We start from the raw sequence: 15,994 nt of genomic DNA, 5'->3' as shown, positions 1-15,994 counted from the left end.
GCGGCTTTATGGGTTGGCCGCCCTCAACGGCCCGACCGGGAGTTCCCCGGGAGGTGACGCCGGTCGCGGGGTCCCCAGCCGGTCGAAGACCGGCTGGGGTGCCCCCGATCCCTCTGGCGGCAGAACGGGCAAAAGCCCGGTCGACGCGCCACGGGTCGAGGAAGCCGGAAGTGACCGGTCATGGATTTCGCCCCGTGGGGTGAAATAAATGACGACGAGCCACAGAACGGCTGATGATGTTCCCTGTTCGCTGGCAGGGTGGGGGGGAAGTGGGACGGGCAGTGAAGCCGCCCGCCCCGCTCTGAACCGGAACCCGACGTGTTACCTGGGCGATCCCAGGAAGAACTGGGCGGTCATTCGCGATATATCTCGCATCATGCGAACGGCTTCTCCCCACTCCATCAACAGGGGGCGATGCAGGAAAACCACCAGCACGTAATCGGACTGGCCGGCCATGACGATCCCAGCGTCCGCGCGCGTTTCGTTGGTCCATCCCGGACGGTGGGCGAAGGTGAGGCCGGCGGGGAGACCTGCGGCCAAGAGCGTCGGCCGGCCTTGCGCGTCGATCAGACGGTTTTGCGCCATCGCCTCCATGATCAACTGGCACTCGGCCGGCTCTATCGCCCCTTCGAAAGCCAGCAGCAAAGGCCCACCGTTGCGCGCGCACTGGTAAAGCATCTCCAGGAGCACTCCCATATCCTCCGGCGTGGTCTGCTGCTGAGGATCCGGACGGGTAGGGAGATCCGAACGACGGTTGGCGGGAGTGACCACGGCCGGCGGGGCGCCGGGTCGATCGAAGGGCCATGCGAGGAAGGAGTTCGTCAGCCCCAGCTCCCGAAGGAGCGCCGTGACCTGCTCCGCTCCTTTTGCCGGATCGCCCTCGCCCAGATCGGTGATGAGCTCTTGAAGGGTGGTGAGGGCCGTTTCATCCGTCAACATCTGGAACACCCGGGCGCGGCGGGCCTCATCATGGGCTAAGTCCCGGCTCCGGGCGACGGCAAGGGCCACAGGCAGGCGCATGACTCCGACGCCGGAGAACGCCAGATCCCCGTTATGCATCCAGGTCTGCCCGCTTCGCAGATCCTTCACAAAGATCCCAGCCGTTCCATCGAAGGATTGCAGATAGGCCTCGAAGAACCGCCCCAGGGCGGTTATGGAGAGGGCGGGCGCGGGCTTTTCGTCCACCACCAGCGTTACCTCCCGGGGGATCGCCTGGGCCAGCGCCGCCTGGAGCCGTTCGGCGGAGAGGCTGATGTTCAGCACGTGGCCCGGCCGGCCCGGGAGGAACGTAAAACGCTCGAGATCCGGCTGGGGCTCCACCGGCGGCTCGTCATACCGTCGGGCGACCTCCAGCAACCAGAGACGGATCCGTTCCGGGGAGACCTGGATGGCGATGGGGAGATCCCGTGGGGCTGGAGGCTGACGGAACAGAAACTGCAGGAAGGCCACCGGGCGCTGGCGTTCCGTTAGAGCCTCCCGCAGGAGCTTCCGGCTGGCCTCCCGATCCAGTCGCACTTCGAGATCGGCGGGATCCAGCATCAGGATCTGATCGCGGTAGTGAACCTGTAGGGGAGTCTTCAGGGCCTGTTCCACGGCGTCCAGCGCTTCTTCCACCGAACGGCCGCCCACGGCCAGCCCGGCCACCGTCCAGGTGCGGGGGATCCGCTGAAGCTCCTGCTGGAAAAGGGCGAACTGCCAGATCAGAAACCCCACCAGCAGGCCCGCCGTTCCCCAGCTCAGCCAGCGGTTCAGTGAACGTAGCATCACGTCAGCCTCCTCATCCACCGTCTCGGATGATCGCTTCCTTCCGCACCATGGAGGGGCATGAGGAAGTGGAAGCACAAATGAAGCGAGAGCCCCTTTGATCCTCCCTATTATATCTGCGGATCCTCCCCCTTCTCTGGAGCAGATGCCCGCCGGCTCGAAGGCAGGACAGCGTCAACCATCGGCCCGCACGGCGCCGCTGGATATCCCCCTGAAGGATACGGGGCCCAGCCCGCTGAGGAGAGAACCCCGCGGCGCGTGAACCGCTCTGGGCCCCTCTCCCAAATCTTGACAGTCCGGGCGGCGTCGCATATCATGGGTTCATGAATTAAACTTAACTTTAGATTTAGGTTTAGGAGTCACTGGATGGGAGGGATCCCGGAGATCGGGGGATTGCACCACGTGACGGCCATCGCGGGGGATCCGCGGGGGAACCTGCGGTTCTACCGGGAGGTCCTGGGGTTACGGCTGGTCAAGCGCACCGTGAATTTCGATGATCCGGGAACTTACCACCTGTATTACGGGGATGCCCTGGGCCGGCCGGGGACCTTGGTGACGTTCTTTCCGTGGCCCGGGGCGCGCCCGGGGCAGGTCGGTGCGGGGCAGGTTGTCGCGATCGCCTTCACGATCCCGGAGGCCGCTATCGGTTACTGGCAGGAGCGGTTGCAGGCCCATGGAGTCGCCGTGGAGCGCATCGCCCCCCGTTTTGAAGAGGAGGAGGTGGTCCTGGGGTTCCGGGATCCGGATGGCCTGGCCCTGGAGCTGGTCGCCCATCCCCGGGCGGAGGAACGTTCGGGCTGGCCGGATGGGCCGGTTCCGCCGGATGATGCGATCCGCGGCCTTCATGCGGTGGCCCTTCTGGAGGCGGTCGCCGAACCCACGCTTCGTTTCCTGATCGAGGGAATGGGGTTCCGGGTGGAGCGGGAGGAAGGAGATCGGATTCGTCTGCAGGTCGGCCCAGGGGGTCCAGGGGCATGGATGGATCTCCGGATGGATCCCCGGGCCTCCCGGGGCCGTGGGGCGGTGGGGACGGTGCATCACGTGGCCTGGCGGGTTGCCAGCGAGGCGGAGCAGGGCGCCTGGCGGACCCATTTGCAGGCGTGGGGGCTTTATGTCACCCCGGTGATGGACCGGAAGTATTTCCGCTCGATCTATTTCCGGGAGCCCGGCGGGGTGCTCTTCGAGATCGCCACGGATCCGCCCGGGTTCACGGTGGATGAGCCGCCGGAACGTCTGGGGACGGGCTTGATGTTGCCGGACTGGCTGGAGCCCCAGCGGGGCGAGATCGAGCGGGCGCTGCCGCCTCTGGAGGTCTCTTAAAGCCAACGGCCCACGGATGGACCAGAGGGCAAGCTGAGAAAGGGGAGGCGGAGCGATGGATCGCCTGGAGGATCTTCCGGCGCGCACGGGGGAGCGGCCGTTGACACGCCGCTCGATGCCCCACCAGCAGCTCACCCAGAACGCCCCTCGGGCGCTGCAGGAGGCGCTGTTCGAACGGGCGCGGGCCCTGCCGGGCGTCCGGGTGGCCCCCAGCCGGATCTCGGTGCCCGGAGCCCGGGCGTTTGACCTGGACCCGGAGCGAGCGCGGGGCCCGGCGGAGGCTTTCGTGTTCGGTTATGAGTTCGCCCATCTCCATCCCCCTTACGATGGAAGCCTGCATCTATCGCTGCCGCCCGAGCTGGCGGAACGGGTGGTGGAGCGCGGATGGGGGGAATTCCACCCCCTGGTTGCCCAGGGGGTGTTGCCCCCCACCTATGGGATGGTGTATGGGCCGCGGGATGAGGCGGAGCTGGAGGTGGTATGGCGGATCCTCCAGGCCAGCTACGCCTTCGCGTGTGGCGAATGGATGGAGCCGGTCCAGGCCCAGAAAGGAGACCGAAACAAATGAGGGAGCGCATCGGGTTACCCGAGAACACCCATATCGGTGGGGTTCACCTTCAGATCCGGGATCTGGGGCGGTCCCTGGCCTTCTACCGGGACCTTCTGGGGTTCCAGGAGGTCGGGCGGGAGGGAGCCACCGTGCTCCTCTCCGCTCCGGGATCGCGATCCCCGTTGCTGGCGCTGACGGAGCGCCGGGACGCGCGGCCGAAGCCGCCGCGGACGACCGGGTTATATCACGTGGCGATCCGGCTGCCGACCCGGCGGGATCTGGCCCGGGTGTTCCGCCGGCTGCTGGAGCACGAGTGGCCGTTCCAGGGCTTCTCGGATCACGGCGTGAGCGAAGCCCTCTATCTTCCGGATCCGGATGGGAACGGCCTGGAGCTCTATCGGGATCGGCCGCGGGAGCAGTGGCCCTGGCGCGGCGGACGCCTGGCGATGGTCACGGCGCCTCTGGATGTGGAGGACCTGCTTCGGGAGGCGACCTCTGAGCCCTGGGAAGGGCTTCCGGTCGGGACGGATATCGGTCACATCCATTTGCATGTGGCGGACCTGGATGAGGCGGAGGCGTTTTACAGCGGGATCCTGGGCCTGGCGGTGACGCAACGGGACTATCCCGGGGCGCGGTTTTTCGCCGCCGGGGGTTATCACCATCACGTGGGGACGAACATTTGGGCCGGTCGAGGTGCACCCCCGCCGCCTCCGGAGGCGGTCGGGCTCCGCGCCTTCGCCCTGGTGGTCCCGGAGGAAGCGGCCTGGGCGGGGATCCGGGAGCGGGCGATCGCCGCGGGCCTCTCGGTTCGAGAAGGTCCCGGCGTCCTCTTCCTGCAGGATCCATCCGGCAACGCCGTGCAGGTCACGATAGAGGACCGTTTCGTCCTGGAAGGATCCGGCGGTGGGGAACGCGCCGGTCGCAGCGGTTTTGCTTCGTCCCGAAGTGGAGGCCCGTGAGGGCAGGCATCCGGGAGCTGGAGGGCCCAGGCGGCGCAGGCCCCTCATGGCTTCGCGAACGGGGCGTCCCTTGCGGGGCGCAGGAGGAGGTTCCGGTGGGTCCGCGAAGGCGGATCCCGCCCGAGGGAAGTCCGGGACGATCCCGCCCTGGGCTTCCCCCGGGCGAACACCCGGGGTTTGCCTCTCTGATCATCCCGGTTCTCACGGAGGTTCACCATGGAGGTCCTGTTCCTCATCGGTCGGATCATCGTCGGGGTCTATTATCTGTTCAACGCGGCCAACCATCTGATCATGGGGACGGAGCAGTTGACCCAGTATGCCCGGTATAAGGGGGTGCCCGCTCCCCGATGGGCCGTCATCGTCTCCGGGCTCCTGTTGCTGATCGGCGGCCTGAGCCTCCTGCTCGGCATCTATCCGGGCATCGGGGTGCTCAGCCTGGTCCTGTTCTTCCTGCCCGTGACCTTCAAGATGCACAACTTCTGGGCGGTGCAGGACCAGCAGCAGAGGATGATCGAGATGGTGAACTTCACCAAGAATCTGGCCCTGATGGGCTCGGGGCTGATGTTCCTGATGATCGAGCGCTGGCCGTTCAGTTTCATCCCGCAGTTGTGGCCGTGAGGTGTTGAAGGGCGAAGGGCGCGCATCAGAACCGCGCGCCCTTCGCTGATCTCTTCTCTCCGGCTTTTCCGGAGGGATACCGGAACCGATCTGGCGGGAGGGAGCCATGGCCTTTTACCTGGTGCGCGCGCGGTTGCGAATGGAGCGGGCGGCGGCGTTGCGGGCCCGGCTGGAGCGGGGGGAGTTCCGGACGCTGCGGCCGTTCGGCCTGGCGCTGACGGCCTCCCTGGAGAACGCCCGCTGGGATCCTGAGACGGGTGAGGCGGTGTGGGAGGAGGAGGATTACTGTTCCCCGCCCCTGGCCATGGAGCGCGCCGCCGTGCTGGATCATTACTTCGAGGCGCTCCGGGTGGAGCGGGTGTCGCAGGGAGAGGGGTGGCGTCGGATCGCGGATCTCCCTTCCCTGTGGGCGCGATCCTTTATCCCGGATCCTGAAGTCCTCCGGCGGGAGGAAGAGGGCCCGGCGTGCGATCTCGCCACTGGGCAGTGCGGTTAAAGCGCCCTCCGGGTTGGGGAAACGGCCCTGCCCGGGAAACATCCGCACAGGAAAGGAGGGAGCCATGCTGGAAAGTCTCTTCATGCCTTATCGCGATATCGGTTTGCTGATCCTGCGCGTGGCCATGGGGCTCATTTTTCTGGTCCATGGCTGGCCCAAGCTCAATCCCAACTCTCCGATGAAGGGAACCGCGGGCTTCGCTGGCTTCCTGAAGCAGATGGGGATCCCCCTGCCGGGTTTCTTCGCCTGGGTGGTCGCCCTACTGGAGACCGTGGGCGCGGTGCTGCTCATTCTCGGGCTGGGGACGCGGATTATGGCGCTGGGCTTTGCGATTGACATGGCCGTGGCCGCCTTTGTCGCCAAGCGCGGCTTTATGAAAGTGCCCTTCATGGCCCAGCAGACCACCGGCTGGGAGTTCGATTTCGCTCTGCTGGCCGGATCCCTGGCCCTGCTGTTCCTGGGGGCTGGCTCGATCGCCGTGGATCCGCTTATCGGGTTATAAAGCGGCGAAGCGGGCGGGCGATGACGGAGGATCGCTTCGGCCGCTGGCTCCCACCCCCGGGGGGATCCGCCTGCTGGACATCGGATGGGGGGTGGCGGAGGAGGCGGGGGAGCTCCTGGCCTCCGACAGGGTGGTGGACTTCCCTGGCGTGGATCTGGACGAGCGGGCGATCATCGGGGCGCAGGCCCGATAACCCCGGGCTCGCTTGATTTGCAAGGGCGTTGTCCAGCTCTCTCCCAGGGTCGTTGGCCGGTTCGAACCCATCCTCCGGCCCAGAGTTGACAGCCCAGCGGGCCTTGGCCACAATCGGCGTGGGCGCTTCGCCCCGTGGAGGCAAGGCGCGTGCTCACGATCTGGACGCTGGGGCATTCGAACCGGGGGCTGGAGGAGTTCCTGGGGCTCCTTCGAATGCATCGGGTGGAGCGGGTGATCGATGTGCGGCGGTTCCCCTCCTCCCGGCGGCATCTTCATTTCTGCAAGCCGGCCCTCGCCGCGGCCCTGGCCGCCGCCGGGATCGGCTACCTCCATCTGCCGGAGCTGGGCGGGCGGCGTGCCCCGCGCCCGGATTCCCCCCACATCGCCTGGCGGACGCCGGGGTTCCGCGCGTATGCCGATCATATGGAGAGCGAGGACTTCCGGCGCGGGCTGGAGCGGGTGATCGAGGAGGCCCGGCGCTCGCGGGTTGCGCTGATGTGTGCCGAGCGATTTCCCTGGCGCTGCCACCGGCGGCTCATCGCTGACGCGCTGACGGTGCGGGGGATCCGCGTGGAGCATATCCTGGATCGGGACCGCCAGGTCCCGCATCAGCTTCCCCCGTGGGCGCGCCTGGAGGAAGGGCGGCTGATCTACGATGGATCTCCCGTGCCCTGGGGGGTGCAGGGGGATCTGTTCTCGGGGGATTGACGGAAATGTCATCGCGAGCGAGGGATTTCGGGAAAGCGGAGCGAGCTTCCATCGTTGAGACAGAAGGCCCTCCCCATCGCCTGCGGGTCACGGCCGGCCTGATCATGGGGCTGTTCCTGGCAGCTCTGGAGGCCACTGTAGTGGCCACCGCCATGCCGCGGGTGATTCAGGAGCTGGGAGGAGTTTCGCTCTACAGCCTGCCCTTCGCCCTGTATCTGCTGCTGGCCACGGTCTCCGGGCCGATCTGGGGCCGGGCCTCGGATCTATATGGCCGGCGACGTCTGTATCTGACGGCGGTGAGCATCTTTCTGCTGGGCTCCGCCCTCAGCGGGGCGGCGCGATCGATGGGGATGCTGATCGGGGCGCGCGCGCTTCAGGGGTTGGGCGGCGGAGGCCTGCAAACGCTGACCTTCACGCTAGTGGGGGAGCTCTATCCGTTGCGGGATCGGGCGCGGGTGCAGGGCTGGATCAGCGGGGTGTGGGGGTTCTCCGCCCTGGTGGGGCCTCTGGTCGGCGGGTTGATTGTCGATCATTTCTCGTGGCGCTGGGTTTTCTATTTGAACCTGCCCTTCGGGCTCGCGGCGATGTCGCTGGTGGGCCGGGGGATTCCAGAGACTCGACGGAAGTCGAGGGCGCAGGTGGATCTGGGGGGCGCGGCGTTGTTCGCCCTGGGGGCTGGAGCCCTGATCTACGGCCTGGAGCTGGAATTCCCGCCTGCCCTGATCCTGGCTGCTCTGGCCATCATCGGCTTCGTGATCTTCGAACGACACCAGGCCCTTCCTTTGATTCCCTTTCCTGATCTGCGCCGGCCGTTCGCCTTCCGGGGCTTCCTGGGGAACCTCCTCGGGGGGATGGCGTTCTTCGGGATGACGGCTTTTATTCCGCTCTTCGCTCAGAGCGCGCGAGGGCAGAGCGCGACGATCAGCGGGTTATTGCTATCCCCGATGACCGTGGGCTGGACGGTCAGCAGCATGCTGACTGCCCGGTGGTTGCCCCGCTGGGGGCCCCGGCCGCTGGCCCGCTGGGGGCCGGTAGCGATGGCGGCCGGGTTTGGGGTGTGGGCGATGGCGCGACAGGCGCCCCTGCCGCTTCTGGGCCTCGCGGGCCTGGTCGTGGGTGCCGGGATGGGCGTGATGATGCTCGCCCTTCTGGTCTGCGCTCAAGAGGAGGCTCCGCGGGAAGTCCTCGGGATCGTCACCGGCATGTTGCTGTTCGCCCGCAACATCGGCGGGTCGATGGGGGCAGCGGCGATGGGGGCGGTGCTGGGCTCCGCCCTCACGGCGGGCGGAGAAGCGCTCTTAACGGCCTTCTGGAAAATCCCGGCCCTGGCCCTGGGGCTATCGGTGGGGCTGCTGGCGATCGGCCTGAGCGTGCCGGATCTTCCAGAACGGACCGCTGGGCCTCTGGGAGAGCCGGAGCTGGTGGTGGAGATCGAGAAGTAACGCGTCGCCCGGTTCCTTCTGAGGCTCTGGGGCTGCAGGGGGCGCCTTCCCTCCGCGGGAAGCGGGGAGGCAGATCGTTACCCTGGGACAGAGCGTCGGCCTCCCGGGTTATCCGAATCCTGGCGAGGATCCAAAATGGAGCGGGAAGAGCGATTGTGGACGATTGGTGAAGTGGTTCATCACCTGCAAGAGCGTTTCCCGGATGTAACGCCGAGCAAGCTGCGTTACTGGGAGAAAGCCGGTCTGATCCGTCCCCGGCGCACCCAGGGAGGGCATCGCCTGTATTGCCCGATGGATGTGGAGCGGCTGGCTCTGATCCTGAGCCTGCGGGCGCGCCATCGGCTTCCCCTTCCCGTGGTGCGGGCGTTGCTGGACCGTCTGGAAGAGGACCCGGCGCTGAACCTGGGTGCGGTGGAGGCGCTGCTGCAGGTACTGCAGGAATCCGAGGGGGGGAAGTTTGCTGCGCTGACGGCCGAGCAAGCCGCTCGACGGGCGGGGATCTCCATGGAGCAACTCCGCCGGATGGAGGCCCTGGGCCTTCTGCCGGATGGGAGCTCGGGTGAAGAACGGCGCTACAATCTGGAGGATGTGGCGCTGATGCGGGTAGTGCGGGACCTCGAGGCCATGGGGATCACGTGTCAGAACCTGGCTTTCTATGTGAAGCTGGTTCGCGCCCAGGTCCGCCATGATATATCGCTTTACGCTCCGCTGGTGGGGGATCTGGACACCGATGCCGAGCGTATCGGGCGCTTCCGGGAGCTTCATCATCGGATCCAGACGCTGATCGGCCTGCTTTACCGCAAGTATGTGCGCCGCGCGTTGATGCGGCGCTGGCTGCGTCGAAGGGCTCGCTCCGCGTAAGGTTGCGACCTGGACTTTTTCTCCCCCTCCTCACGGCCCGAAGGGTCACGGGGAAAGGCGATCTGCCTCTCTTCAAAGATCCAAGGGAGGATGAGGTGCGCGAGGCCTTGCAGACCTTTTTTATGACCAATCGGGTCATCCTGTATTCCATTTATGGCCAGGTCTTCTTTACGATGGGGGTGATCCTGGCTGTTCAAAGCCTGCGCCACAGCCGGCTGCGGCTGGCGCAGGCGCTCCCCTGGTTGGTGCTTTTCGGGCTCCTGCACGGTCTCCATGAGTGGGGCGATGTGTTTATTCCCATCCAGGCGACCTACCTGCCCGCCTTTCTGATCAAGCTGCTGCACATCGCCCAGGTGTTTCTCCTGGCGCTCTCCTTCCTTTGCTTGTTCCAGTTCGGGGTCGCGACGCTTAGCCCTCTGCCTTCCCCATGGCGTTGGGCCTTCTGGCTTCCTGCAGGGGTGTTCCTGGTGTGGTTGTTAGGCCCCTTCTACATCGGCCTCGCGTTGATCCCGGAGATCACGGATTGGCATGCTGCTGCTTCCGCCATGGCACGCTATAGCCTGGGGCTCCCGGGCGGGTTGCTGGCCGCTTATGGCCTTCGGGTCCACGCTCATCGCCATATTGCCCCGCTGGATCTGCCGGATATCTTCCGAACCCTCCGGATCGCCGGGCTGGCGATGGCAGGATATGGGATCGCGGGGGGGCTCCTGGGGCCCGCCGTGCCCTTTTTCCCGGGGAATCTGCTCAATGAGGACGTGGTGTTCCAGGCTGTGGGAGTCCCGATGCCGGTCTGGCGTTCCATTCTGGGCCTGATCCTGCTGATCGCCCTCCTCCGTTCCATAGAAGTTTTCCAGGTGGAAATCGATCGCCGGCTGGAGGAGATGGAGCGGGCGAATATCCTCGCCCTGGAGCGGGAGCGGATCGGGCGGGACCTCCATGACCGTGTTCTCCAGCAAATTTATGCTGCTGGGCTGCTCGCGGAGGTCCTGCGCGAACAGTGCACCTCCAGTGCGCCGATGAGCGAGGTTCTGGATCGAATCCTGATCTCTCTGAACCGAGCGATCGAAGACATCCGGCTTTACATTTTGACCTTGCAGGGCATCTCCCGGCCCGGGCATCTGCGCTCATTGCTGGAGGAGATCATTCGGGATCCCCGCTTCCGGAGCCTCATCGATATCGAGGCGCGGATTGAGGTTCCGGATCTGACCCTGGAGCCCGAGCAGGCGGCTCATCTGGCGGCTATCCTGACCGAGGCGTTCAGCAACGTGATCCGTCACGCGCGCGTCCGTCGGGCGCTCCTGGAGGCCCGGATGGAAGATGGCCGCCTGCGGATCGGGGTTCGTGATGAAGGGGTGGGAATGCGCCCGGATCATCCAGTGGGGATGGGCTTGCGGACCATGCAGGAGCGCGCGCGGCTGCTGGGAGGGGTCCTGCGTATTGAGAGTCAGCCGGGAGAGGGAACGACGGTATGGCTGGAGTTGCCGGTGGAGCGCAAAGGATGAGGCGGCTGCGGCTCCTGGTGGTGGATGATCATGAGGTCGTCCGGCTGGGGTTGCGATTGCTGCTGCAGAGCCGGCCGGATTTCGAGCTGGTGGGGGAGGCGGAGAACGGGGCGCAGGCTCTCGTGCTGGTGGAGCGCCTGCGTCCTGACCTGGTGATCCTCGATGTTCGCCTTCCGGATCGGGATGGCCTGGAGGTTTGCCGAGAGATCACGGAGCGATTCCCCGGTGTTCGGGTTCTCATCCTGACGGCCTATCCGGATGAAGAGTTCATTGTGCGGGCGATCGAGGCGGGGGCCTCTGGATATGTTTTGAAGCGGGCGGGGAGCCGGGAGCTCATGGAGGCTCTGGAAGCTCTGGCTCGAGGCGAGGCCATCCTGGATCCTGCGGTCACCCGTAAGGTGCTGGAGCAATTCCGGCAGCGGGCGCGGGCGGCTCAGGCGGATGCCTTCAAAGATCTCACGCCGCGGGAACGATTGATCCTGGCCCGCATCGCAGAGGGCAAGACCAACAAAGAGATCGCAGAGGAGCTTTTTCTGACCGAGAAGACCGTGCGGAACTATGTCAGCATCATCCTGGATAAGCTGGGCGTCTCCAACCGGGTGGAGGCGGCGGCTTACGCCCTCAAGCACCGCATTCACGATTTCATTTAAGCCAGGGTGGTGCCGCTGGCGTCTTCCGATCTTCCGGGGGACTTTCGGGGGCCGCGGGGGCGCCTTCAGCGCCCCCGCGGCCCCAAAGCGGAGCGTGCTCCAGGCCTCGGGTAGGGAGAGGGGTCGGATCGCTGGATTCTGATCAGAACACATAAGGAGCGGTGATCGGATTCCGCTTCAGCGCCCGCCACTCGTCCTCATCCACCGGCCGCGGCGGATCTCGCTCCGCGTCCACCGGGCACAGGAAGCCGAAGGGCTCGTCGCTATCGTTGATCCAGCGATGAGGCACCTCAGGGGGCACGTAGACCACATCGAAGGGGGTCACCTCGAACACCTCGGGGCCCACCAGGGCCTTGCCTCGACCCCGGATGACGATGATGAAGTGGATATGCTGATGTTTCTCCAGACTGGAGTAGCCCCCCGGAGCCAGCTCAAAGTATCGAAGCTGGAATCGACATGGAGCCTCGGGAGGGCCACCGATAATGAACCGGGTCACCCCCCGCCAGCCGAACCCTCGTTCCTCTCCGAGGTTGAATTTATAGGCCTGCGGCTCAATTCCCTCCCATCGGAATCGCTCTGGATGAAAGGGGATCCGGCGGCCGGTTCCCAGCAGCTCTCGAACCGCGGGATCGCTCATTGCGTGCGCCTCCATTCGGACAGATCGCTTGAGCTATTTTAACGCTCCTGTTAAATTGATGGGAAATACGCAGGAGGGATCCGATGGCAGAACGGATGGTGGCAGCGCGTTTGTATGGGCCAGGGGATCTGCGGCTGGAGGAGATCCCTGTGCCGGAGCCTGGGCCGGGCGAGGTGATTCTCCGGGTGGAGCGCGCCCTTACATGCGGCACGGATCTCAAGATCTTCCGCCGGGGGCATCATCCGGCTCTGGGGTCGCTGCCTTCCCTGTTCGGCCATGAAGTGGCCGGGGAGGTCGTTGCGGTCGGGGAAGGCGTGCTGGATTTCCGTCCAGGGATGCGGGTGGTGGCCGCCAATTCCGCGCCGTGTGGCTCCTGCCGGTTCTGTCAGCGAGGGGAATTCAGCCTGTGCCCGAACCTCACCTTCTTCTTCGGCGCCTTCGCCCAGTATGCCCGGATCCCCGCGCCGATTGTCCGGGTCAATCTGTATCCGATTCCCGATCACCTGTCTGCGGCGGTTGCGGCGCTGGTGGAGCCTCTGGCGTGCGCCCTGCGCGGCATCGAGGCGGCGGAGATCGAACCCGGATCCACTGTCCTGGTGATGGGTGGGGGTTCCTTGGGGCTGATGCTGGCCCACCTGGCCAAATCCCGGGGGGCGTGGGTAGCCCTTTCCGATCCCCATCCCGAGCGTCGGGAGGCTGCGCGAGCCATCGGGGTGGATCTCCCTCTGGATTCCCGGGAGGATGTCCGCGCCGCGCTTCAACAGGCCCTCGGGGAGCTGCCGGATGTTGTGATCGAGGCGGTGGGGCGCGTGGAGGCGTGGGAGGCCGCTGCGGACACGGTGCGGCCGGGCGGGCGGGTGATTCTATTCGGCGGGTGCCCGGTGGGCACGCGGGCTTCCTTTGATACAGCCCGCCTGCACTACCAGGAGCTCACCCTGCGGGGCGTTTTCCATCATCACCCCCGGTTCGTTCGCGCGGCGTTAAGCCTCCTGAGCGCCGGGCGGGTGCCCGTGGAGCATCTGATCAGCGGGGAGCTCCCGCTTGCACGTCTGCTGGAGGCCTTCGAACGGATGGAGCGACGTCAGGGGTTCAAGTTTGCGATCGATCCCTGGGCGGATGAGACCGGAACCCCGCTGGGTTCGCTCCCGCTTTCCGACATGACCCTGTGATGGGATTTAAGGGGCTTGGGCGAGGCGCCGAATGCGCCCTGCCCAGCCCCGATGGGATCCTCATGAGGGCACCTGGCCTGACGGTCCTATTCTCCATTCTTCTCTTCTTTCAGCCGCTCCACGATCTGGCGATCCGTGTTCGGAAAGGGGTAGCGATCCAGCTCTTCGATCCGGACCCATCGGGCATCCGCGCAGCCTGCGGGCCGGAGGGTCCCCCCGACCCATCGACACCGGAAGACATGGAGCGTGATGCGCATGTGGGTGTAGGCATGCCGGATGGTCATCATCGGCTCCAGCACCTCCACCTCGATCCCCAGCTCCTCCCGGAGTTCCCGCTTCAGGCATTCCTCCATGCTTTCCCCGGGCTCCACCTTGCCGCCCGGGAATTCCCACAACCCGCCCAGCATGCCCTCCGGTGGGCGCTGGGCGATCAGCACGCGATCGCCATCCTGGATCACCCCCGCGGTCACGTCGTAATGGGGAAGGGGTCGACGAGGGGCCCGGATGGGAAACGCTTCCGGATCCCCCTGGTGGAAGGCCGCGCAGAAGGCCTGGAGGGGACACGTTAGGCAGCGCGGTGCCTTTGGCGTGCAGAGGGTGGCCCCCAGATCCATCAGCGCCTGATTGAAATCCCCAGCCTGGCCGCGCGGGAGAAGTCGTTCCGCCAGGGCCTGCAGCCGACGTCGGCCCTCCGGCCGTCGGGGATCCTCCGCCACCGCGAAGAGCCGCGCCAGCACCCGCACCCCGTTCCCATCGATGGCGGGGAGATCCTGCCCAAAGGCGATGCTGAGGACCGCGGCAGCGATGTAAGCGCCAACCCCGGGCAGACGGCGCCATTCTGGGAGCGTTTGAGGGAAAGACCCTCCATGTTCCTGCATCAGCATGCGGGCCGCGCGATGCAGATGCCGCGCCCGGGCGTAATATCCCAACCCCTCCCAGGCCTTCAGCACCTCCTCCATCGGCGCGGCGGCCAGATCCTGCAACGTGGGGAAGCGGGCGAGGAAGCGCTCATAGTAGGGGATCACCGTCTCCACCCGGGTTTGCTGAAGCATCACCTCGGCCACCCAGATGGCATAGGGATCGCGCCGGCGACGCCAGGGCAGGTCCCGACGGTTCACTCCATACCAGTGAAGGAGCGCTTCCGTGATCTTCTCGTAGGGGGGTGTGTTCTTTGCGGATCCCATGGGCGGTTCGGACTGCTTTTCAATCGTTCGGAGAGGGGCATAGCGGCGGTAGGGGCGCACGGCCGTGCGCCCCTACGATGCGCAGTCCTGGCTCATCGCTCCCGCCGGATGTTTCGAACCACCCCCCACGCGGAGGGTAGAAGGAGGGTGGCCAGGAAGAGTTTCAGCAAATCGCCGGGGATGAAGGGCAGCAATCCCAGGGCCAGGGCCCCTTTCGGGCCGAGGAAGCCTCCGAGGAACATCGCGAGCCATGGGAGGCCGAACAGGTAAATCACGGCGTTCCCGATGAGCATCGCCAGGGCCGCTAAGAGGGGTCGGCGATCCCAGCCTCGTTCTGCCAGCCACCCGGTGACGAAGGCAGCGGCGATGAAGCCGACCAGGTATCCCCCGGTGGGTCCTGTCAGCCGCTTCAGGCCGGCCGCTCCCCCGGCGAAGACCGGCAGGCCCAGGCTGCCTTCCAGAACATAAGCGGCCATGCTGAGGGCTCCCCGTCGACTTCCCAGCGCGGCGCCGGTGAGCAGCACGGCCAGGGTCTGGCCGGTAATGGGGACAGGGGTGAAGGGCAGGGGGATGGCGATCCGGGCCATCAGGGCGGTGAACAGGCTGCCGCCCAGGATCAGGAGGACATCCGCCGCAAGCTGCTGCGCCCGGCTCCGGCGCAGCGCCTTCGGGAAAACGAGATCCGCGAGAACCATGGATGAATCCACCTCTGGGCAGATTACAAGGCGCAATTATAACCTTATTCTATTTTTCCAGGGGGAGCGGGATGCCGTTCAGGCTCCGGAGCACCTGAATCACCTTCCCCTGGATTTGAACCACTTCTGCCGGCACATCGAAGGGGCTCATGATTGGATGAGCCGACTGCAGGCGAATGCGATCTCCTTCCCGATACACATACTTCAGTGTGGTCTCGTGGCGGTCCGTTAACCAGATCACGGCCATTTCTCCGTCCTTCACCTCGGGCGTAGGCTGCACGATGATCAGATCCCCATCGCCGATCAGGGCATCGATCATGGAGTCCCCATGAACCTGAAGGGCAAACAGCCCGTTCCCATTGGCAAGCCATGGGCGGGGGATCCGGATCCAGGCGAGGGGCTCCGCATCGGGATGGGGGATCGGCTCGCCGGCGGCGATCGATCCCATGAAGGGGATGAAGATCATATCCTCTACCGGGGCCAGGCCATCCGGCCATTGTCGGAGACGGATCCCCCGAGAGCGCCGGCCCACCCGAACGATGAGATCATCCTTCTCCAGCTGGCGGAGATAATAGTCCACCACGGAGGGTGAGGAGATCTTCAATCCCTTCTGGATCTCCCGAACGGTCGGATAGGTTCTTTCCTGCTGATACCATCGGGCGATAAAGTGGAGGATCTCCTGGCGAAGATCCCGTCGGACCCGCGATCGGCGCCTCCGCGTCATGCCGAGCCTCCCATATCC

Annotated in this window: 17 protein-coding genes; 12 read left to right on the top strand and 5 right to left on the bottom strand. The window is 65.7% G+C overall.

Annotated features, from left to right (window positions below; genetic code table 11):
* Positions 1–321 precede the first annotated feature (321 nt).
* Positions 322–1,764 carry a serine hydrolase gene (locus tag VAE54_RS10515; RefSeq protein ID WP_322801920.1) on the bottom strand — a complete coding sequence of 481 codons (1,443 nt, stop codon included), beginning with the start codon at positions 1,762–1,764 and terminating at the stop codon, positions 322–324.
* A gap of 366 nt (positions 1,765–2,130) precedes the next feature.
* Here VAE54_RS10515 and VAE54_RS10510 point away from each other — a divergent pair, with 366 nt between their 5' ends.
* From VAE54_RS10510 to VAE54_RS10460, 11 genes are all read left to right on the top strand, one after another.
* Positions 2,131–3,084 (top strand): ring-cleaving dioxygenase, encoded by a 954-nt coding sequence (locus VAE54_RS10510; RefSeq protein WP_322801919.1) that lies wholly within the window; start codon positions 2,131–2,133, stop codon positions 3,082–3,084.
* Between the two features lie 55 nt (positions 3,085–3,139).
* A complete protein-coding gene (locus VAE54_RS10505) occupies positions 3,140–3,652 on the top strand; it encodes a luciferase family protein (RefSeq protein WP_322801918.1) in 513 nt (170 codons plus the stop codon).
* Positions 3,649–4,593, top strand: a complete 945-nt coding sequence (locus VAE54_RS10500) for a VOC family protein (protein WP_322801917.1) — start codon at positions 3,649–3,651, stop codon at positions 4,591–4,593. Before VAE54_RS10505 ends, VAE54_RS10500 begins: the two co-directional genes overlap by 4 nt.
* Before the next feature lie 216 nt (positions 4,594–4,809).
* Positions 4,810–5,211 (top strand): DoxX family membrane protein, encoded by a 402-nt coding sequence (locus VAE54_RS10495; protein ID WP_322801916.1) that lies wholly within the window; start codon positions 4,810–4,812, stop codon positions 5,209–5,211.
* Positions 5,212–5,317: 106 nt separating this feature from the next.
* The gene (locus tag VAE54_RS10490; protein ID WP_322801915.1) at positions 5,318–5,707 is read left to right on the top strand and encodes a hypothetical protein; all 390 of its coding nucleotides are present in this window, start codon (positions 5,318–5,320) and stop codon (positions 5,705–5,707) included.
* 64 nt (positions 5,708–5,771) lie between these two features.
* Positions 5,772–6,209 carry a DoxX family protein gene (locus tag VAE54_RS10485; protein ID WP_322801914.1) on the top strand — a complete coding sequence of 146 codons (438 nt, stop codon included), beginning with the start codon at positions 5,772–5,774 and terminating at the stop codon, positions 6,207–6,209.
* Positions 6,210–6,551: 342 nt separating this feature from the next.
* Complete coding sequence (locus VAE54_RS10480) at positions 6,552–7,112, top strand: DUF488 domain-containing protein (protein ID WP_322801913.1); 561 nt, start codon at positions 6,552–6,554, stop codon at positions 7,110–7,112.
* Positions 7,113–7,117: 5 nt separating this feature from the next.
* Positions 7,118–8,554, top strand: coding sequence for an MDR family MFS transporter (locus VAE54_RS10475; protein ID WP_322801912.1), 1,437 nt, complete (start codon positions 7,118–7,120; stop codon positions 8,552–8,554).
* 135 nt (positions 8,555–8,689) lie between these two features.
* A complete protein-coding gene (locus tag VAE54_RS10470; protein ID WP_322801911.1) occupies positions 8,690–9,415 on the top strand; it encodes a MerR family transcriptional regulator in 726 nt (241 codons plus the stop codon).
* A gap of 95 nt (positions 9,416–9,510) precedes the next feature.
* On the top strand, positions 9,511–10,917 hold the full coding sequence (locus VAE54_RS10465; RefSeq protein WP_322801910.1) for a sensor histidine kinase: 1,407 nt from the start codon (positions 9,511–9,513) through the stop codon (positions 10,915–10,917).
* Entirely contained in the window at positions 10,914–11,567 is a 654-nt protein-coding gene (locus VAE54_RS10460) for a response regulator transcription factor (protein ID WP_322801909.1), read from the top strand. Before VAE54_RS10465 ends, VAE54_RS10460 begins: the two co-directional genes overlap by 4 nt.
* Positions 11,568–11,709: 142 nt before the next feature.
* Here VAE54_RS10460 and VAE54_RS10455 read toward each other — a convergent pair whose 3' ends face one another.
* Positions 11,710–12,204, bottom strand: a complete 495-nt coding sequence (locus VAE54_RS10455; RefSeq protein ID WP_322801908.1) for a cupin domain-containing protein — start codon at positions 12,202–12,204, stop codon at positions 11,710–11,712.
* An 83-nt stretch (positions 12,205–12,287) separates the two neighbouring features.
* On the opposite strand from VAE54_RS10455, the gene VAE54_RS10450 reads away from it, so the two are divergent.
* Positions 12,288–13,373, top strand: a complete 1,086-nt coding sequence (locus VAE54_RS10450) for a zinc-dependent alcohol dehydrogenase (RefSeq protein WP_322801907.1) — start codon at positions 12,288–12,290, stop codon at positions 13,371–13,373.
* An 86-nt stretch (positions 13,374–13,459) separates the two neighbouring features.
* Here the strand turns inward: VAE54_RS10450 and mutY are convergent, their stop codons facing one another.
* Genes mutY through lexA form a run of 3 tightly spaced genes read right to left on the bottom strand, consistent with a single transcriptional unit; the run spans position 13,460 to position 15,976 of the window.
* The gene (gene mutY / locus VAE54_RS10445; RefSeq protein WP_322801906.1) at positions 13,460–14,617 is read right to left on the bottom strand and encodes an A/G-specific adenine glycosylase; all 1,158 of its coding nucleotides are present in this window, start codon (positions 14,615–14,617) and stop codon (positions 13,460–13,462) included.
* A 32-nt stretch (positions 14,618–14,649) separates the two neighbouring features.
* The gene (locus VAE54_RS10440; protein ID WP_322801905.1) at positions 14,650–15,252 is read right to left on the bottom strand and encodes a biotin transporter BioY; all 603 of its coding nucleotides are present in this window, start codon (positions 15,250–15,252) and stop codon (positions 14,650–14,652) included.
* A gap of 49 nt (positions 15,253–15,301) precedes the next feature.
* The gene (gene lexA, locus VAE54_RS10435) at positions 15,302–15,976 is read right to left on the bottom strand and encodes a transcriptional repressor LexA (RefSeq protein ID WP_322801904.1); all 675 of its coding nucleotides are present in this window, start codon (positions 15,974–15,976) and stop codon (positions 15,302–15,304) included.
* Positions 15,977–15,994: the final 18 nt, after the last annotated feature.

Origin of the sequence: Thermoflexus sp., from assembly GCF_034432235.1 — a bacterium.
Classification (GTDB): Bacteria; Chloroflexota; Anaerolineae; order Thermoflexales; family Thermoflexaceae; genus Thermoflexus.
The sequence above is the reverse complement of the archived record's forward strand: the minus strand, read 5'-3'. Positions and strand labels throughout refer to the sequence as shown.